The sequence below is a fragment of the Methylobacter sp. BlB1 genome, assembly GCF_015476545.1.
In the GTDB taxonomy this organism is placed as follows: domain Bacteria; phylum Pseudomonadota; class Gammaproteobacteria; order Methylococcales; family Methylomonadaceae; genus Methylobacter.
Genome location: NZ_JADMKV010000132.1, coordinates 1 through 3,501 on the forward strand (window position 1 = coordinate 1; position 3,501 = coordinate 3,501).

A 3,501-nucleotide genomic window follows, 5' to 3' on the forward strand; every position below is an offset into this window, starting at 1 on the left:
GTGCCATTATGTGAAGTTTCCTTTTATGTATAGCGGTGTTGCCGCGAGCGAGATGCGACCCAGCTTGGAAGCCACTATCTTGCTCGCGAGCTTTGCATAATTACAGCGATTTCAAGAACTGAAGCAAAGAGTCCGGAGCGCTATAGCGAAGCGGTTTCATACCGGGTTCCTGGAGTTTGGTCAGTGCCCGCTCCTTCATGGCCAAATCAGCTTCGACATACTGGTATGTTGTTTTTGGACTTTCGTGACCCAGCCATAGAGCAATCACACTCAGGTCAACGCCAGACTGCAATAGGTGCATCGCGGCAGAATGCCGAATACAATGGGGCGAAATCTGACGCCCCAATAAGCTGGGGACAGTTTGGGAAGCCTTGGCTACCGCCAGACTAAGGCGCTGAGCCACATTGTTTCTGGTCATTGCTTGCCCATCGCGGTTGGGCAGTAAGGCTGAATCGTTTCCCAATTTTGGGTTCAAACGCAACCATGCCCGGATTTCCTTCACCGTCGATTTCCATAACGGCACCGCCCGCTGCTTTCGCCCTTTGCCCTGCAAATGGACACAAGCCGCACCGTCCAACACGACATCCACTACCTTGACGTGGATGATTTCCGAGACGCGCGCACCAGTGTTGTAAAGTAACCCCAGTAATAAATGGTCACGCCGACTGATCCACGTCATGCCGGGATCGCCAATGATGGCGAGCATTTCTTCCCGCGAAAGAAATTCAGGTAAAGGTAGCTGGAAGCGTTTCATCGGTACGGCCAAGGCCTGTTCAATAGTTTGCAAGGCTGACAGATCGTGGTGTGAGGCGAACTTCAGAAACGCGCGTAATGCGGCTAATCGGATGTTCCGGCTACGTACGCTGTTGTGTCGCTCCCGCTCCAAATGATCCAGAAAGGCCAGAATCAATGCCGGTGTGATATCGGACAGATTCATTGCGGCCGGCCATGTACCGAGATGTTGGTGGGCGAACGTCAAGAATAGAGTGAAAGCATCGCGATAGCCTGCGACGGTTTGCGGACTCAATGCGCGTTGCTCGACGAGGTAATCGGTAAAAAAGGCTTGGACGAGTGCGGGAAAGGACACGGGTAGTTCAGCGTTGGTGATTCTAGTCGGCATAGTCCACCTCTTCGGGCTGTGCAAACTGCTCGAATTTCGCTGCCGCTACGCCCATCAGTTCCGGCACGGCAGTCAAATACCAATAGGTGTGCGATATCTTGGCATGGCCCATATAGGTGGATAGTGCCAGCATCGCCTGGTCAATGTCCGAACCCTGCGCCTGCCAAAGCAGGATACGACGCACCGCGAAGGTATGGCGAAGATCGTGAATCCGCGGGGCCTCGTGAGCACCGCGGTTGACCCAGCCCAGTTGTTTGCGCAGCAATGTAAAAATCCGATCGACTTGGCGATAACTCAGTTGTTTACCCAATCGCTGGCCGCGCGTACCGACAAAAAAGGGCAAATCGGCATGTTCCTGAATCTGCTGATGACGGAGCATCCGGTAGCGCAGCAAGGCTACTGTCGCAGTGGGGTGTAACGGCAACTGGCGAGACTTGCTAAACTTGGTCTGCCGCACGGTCAACAAGCCATGCACCAAATCCACGTCCGCATCTAAAAGATGAATGGCCTCGGACACGCGCAGGCCAGTCGAAGCCATCAGTCCGAACAGCGTTTCATAGGTAGCCGCACGCAGGTTCCCATCGGGCCCCAGTCGGCGTGCGGCGGCGAGTAAATCAATGATCTCCTGATCATGATAGATATGAGGTATTTTCCAGCCCGGAACCGGGCCAAAAACCGATTCGTCAGGCAGGGCGGTTGCCGGTTCAAATTGCTGCAAATAATGGATAAAAGGACGTAATAACTGGAACCGTCTCGCCCACGCCTCGGGTTTATGGCGGCCTTGTTTATCGAGCCGAGCCCAGTCGATCATGACATCCAAAGTCAACGGCTCAGCCCGATCCAGACTATCCACATAACGGGCAAAGTCCATCAAGGCCGCCTCTTGATACTTCAGCTGATAACCTAGGCGACGGCGCTCGGCCAAGTAATCCTGAACTCTTGCTTGCAGGGTGATCGGCGCGTTCATGCTGCACTCCCAGGCCAAGGTAGTGCAACGGCTGACAGTTTTCGACTGTCGAGTTTGGCATAGATCAGCGACGTGTCGAGAGAGCGATGCCGAAGGATATCAGCCACTTCCTTCAGCGAGTCACCCTGCTCCAATAAACGGCGTGCAAGGGTATGACGGAGGGCATGGGTTCTCCCATGATCGAGTCCAATACGGCGATACGCATCTCGAATAAGACGGTGAACCGCGTCGGGGCCAATGGGGATATCGTGTGGCGCAAGACGGCGCACAAAAACCGCCGGATTGGTCGTCCGTGGCCGCTCATAGCGCAGATAGTCAGCAATCGCTTGGCCGGTAGGGATCGGTAGCGGCAGGATGTCCTCGCGACGCGACTTGGTACTGCGTAGTGTGACCGTGCCGGCTTGCCAGTCAATGTCAGCCAAGGAGAGCTTCGCAATTTCACTGGCACGCAACCCCAAATCCAAAGCACAGCGAACCATCGCATAACCCCGCCGACAGGAGGGAAGCTCTGGGGGAAAGGCATTGAGCAGGCGATTGACCTCGTCATCGGTCAGCGCTTTCGGTAATGTGGCTAAATTCCAATGCGCAGGCAATGCGATAATGCCGCTGAGTGCATGAATATCATCGCCGCAGGCGCCGCGATAGCGAAAGTAGGCGCGTAAAGCGGTAGCGACCAGGCTGGCTTTTGCGGACGTAGCGCGATGTTTTAACTGACCGGCAATAAACTGACGTACATCGGCAGCTTGCAAGGCGGTGAACACAACCTCAGCACTACCAAAGCAAGCCTGCAGAAAGCTCAGTACAACACGCCGATAGTTACGGCACGTCTCACTTGCCAAGCCTTTCACATCGGTCAAGTAATCGTCAAAGCGCTCGACTTCCTCCTGAACAGGATCAACTGGACTAACAGGTAATGCGATGACACCACGATTGCGCAGAATACGTAAAAAGTGAGCACAAGCCGCGCTAATATCAGCACGTGTTTGAAAAATAGGTCGCGGGCAATCGCAGTTTGGCAAATGTTCATCAAGGAATTGGGTAACTACGGTTTCATCGAGCTCCTCGATGTTCAGATGGTTCAGCCCCATCCAAAGCCCTAGGTGCGCAAGTCCGGCCAGGTAATGTTCTGCTGTTTCATCCGCGTACCGGCACTCGATCAGATAATCCAGATAAACTAAGACATAGGGCGTGATTGGGCTATTGCGTAACCAGCGCTGAGTGGTAGGTGGAAGGTGTATGGTTGTTGAGCTCATGGCAGTCTCCAGAAATGGACTAAGGAATGTCCACTCCAGACGACTGCAGAATTTATGTCCAGTCTTTCAGACAAGGTGGCTTGCTAAAACCGCTGATTACAAGCTATAAACTATGCGCCACCAAGTTACTGTGCATAAAAGGAAACTTCACATAATGGCAC

At 53.7% G+C, this 3,501-nt stretch carries 3 protein-coding genes; all 3 read right to left on the reverse strand.

Features of this window, described 5'->3' with window-relative positions; translation table 11 throughout:
• Window positions 1-100: 100 nt before the first annotated feature.
• The 3 genes from IT781_RS21530 to IT781_RS21540 are packed head-to-tail and all read right to left on the reverse strand — an operon-like array spanning window position 101 to window position 3,340.
• Window positions 101-1,120 carry a tyrosine-type recombinase/integrase gene (locus tag IT781_RS21530; RefSeq protein WP_194972225.1) on the reverse strand — a complete coding sequence of 340 codons (1,020 nt, stop codon included), beginning with the start codon at window positions 1,118-1,120 and terminating at the stop codon, window positions 101-103.
• Window positions 1,110-2,087: a tyrosine-type recombinase/integrase gene (locus IT781_RS21535; RefSeq protein WP_194972226.1), complete on the reverse strand. Its 978-nt coding sequence runs from the start codon at window positions 2,085-2,087 to the stop codon at window positions 1,110-1,112. The genes IT781_RS21530 and IT781_RS21535 overlap by 11 nt, the downstream gene beginning before the upstream one ends.
• The gene (locus IT781_RS21540) at window positions 2,084-3,340 is read right to left on the reverse strand and encodes a site-specific integrase (protein ID WP_194972227.1); all 1,257 of its coding nucleotides are present in this window, start codon (window positions 3,338-3,340) and stop codon (window positions 2,084-2,086) included. Before IT781_RS21540 ends, IT781_RS21535 begins: the two co-directional genes overlap by 4 nt.
• Window positions 3,341-3,501 lie beyond the last annotated feature (161 nt).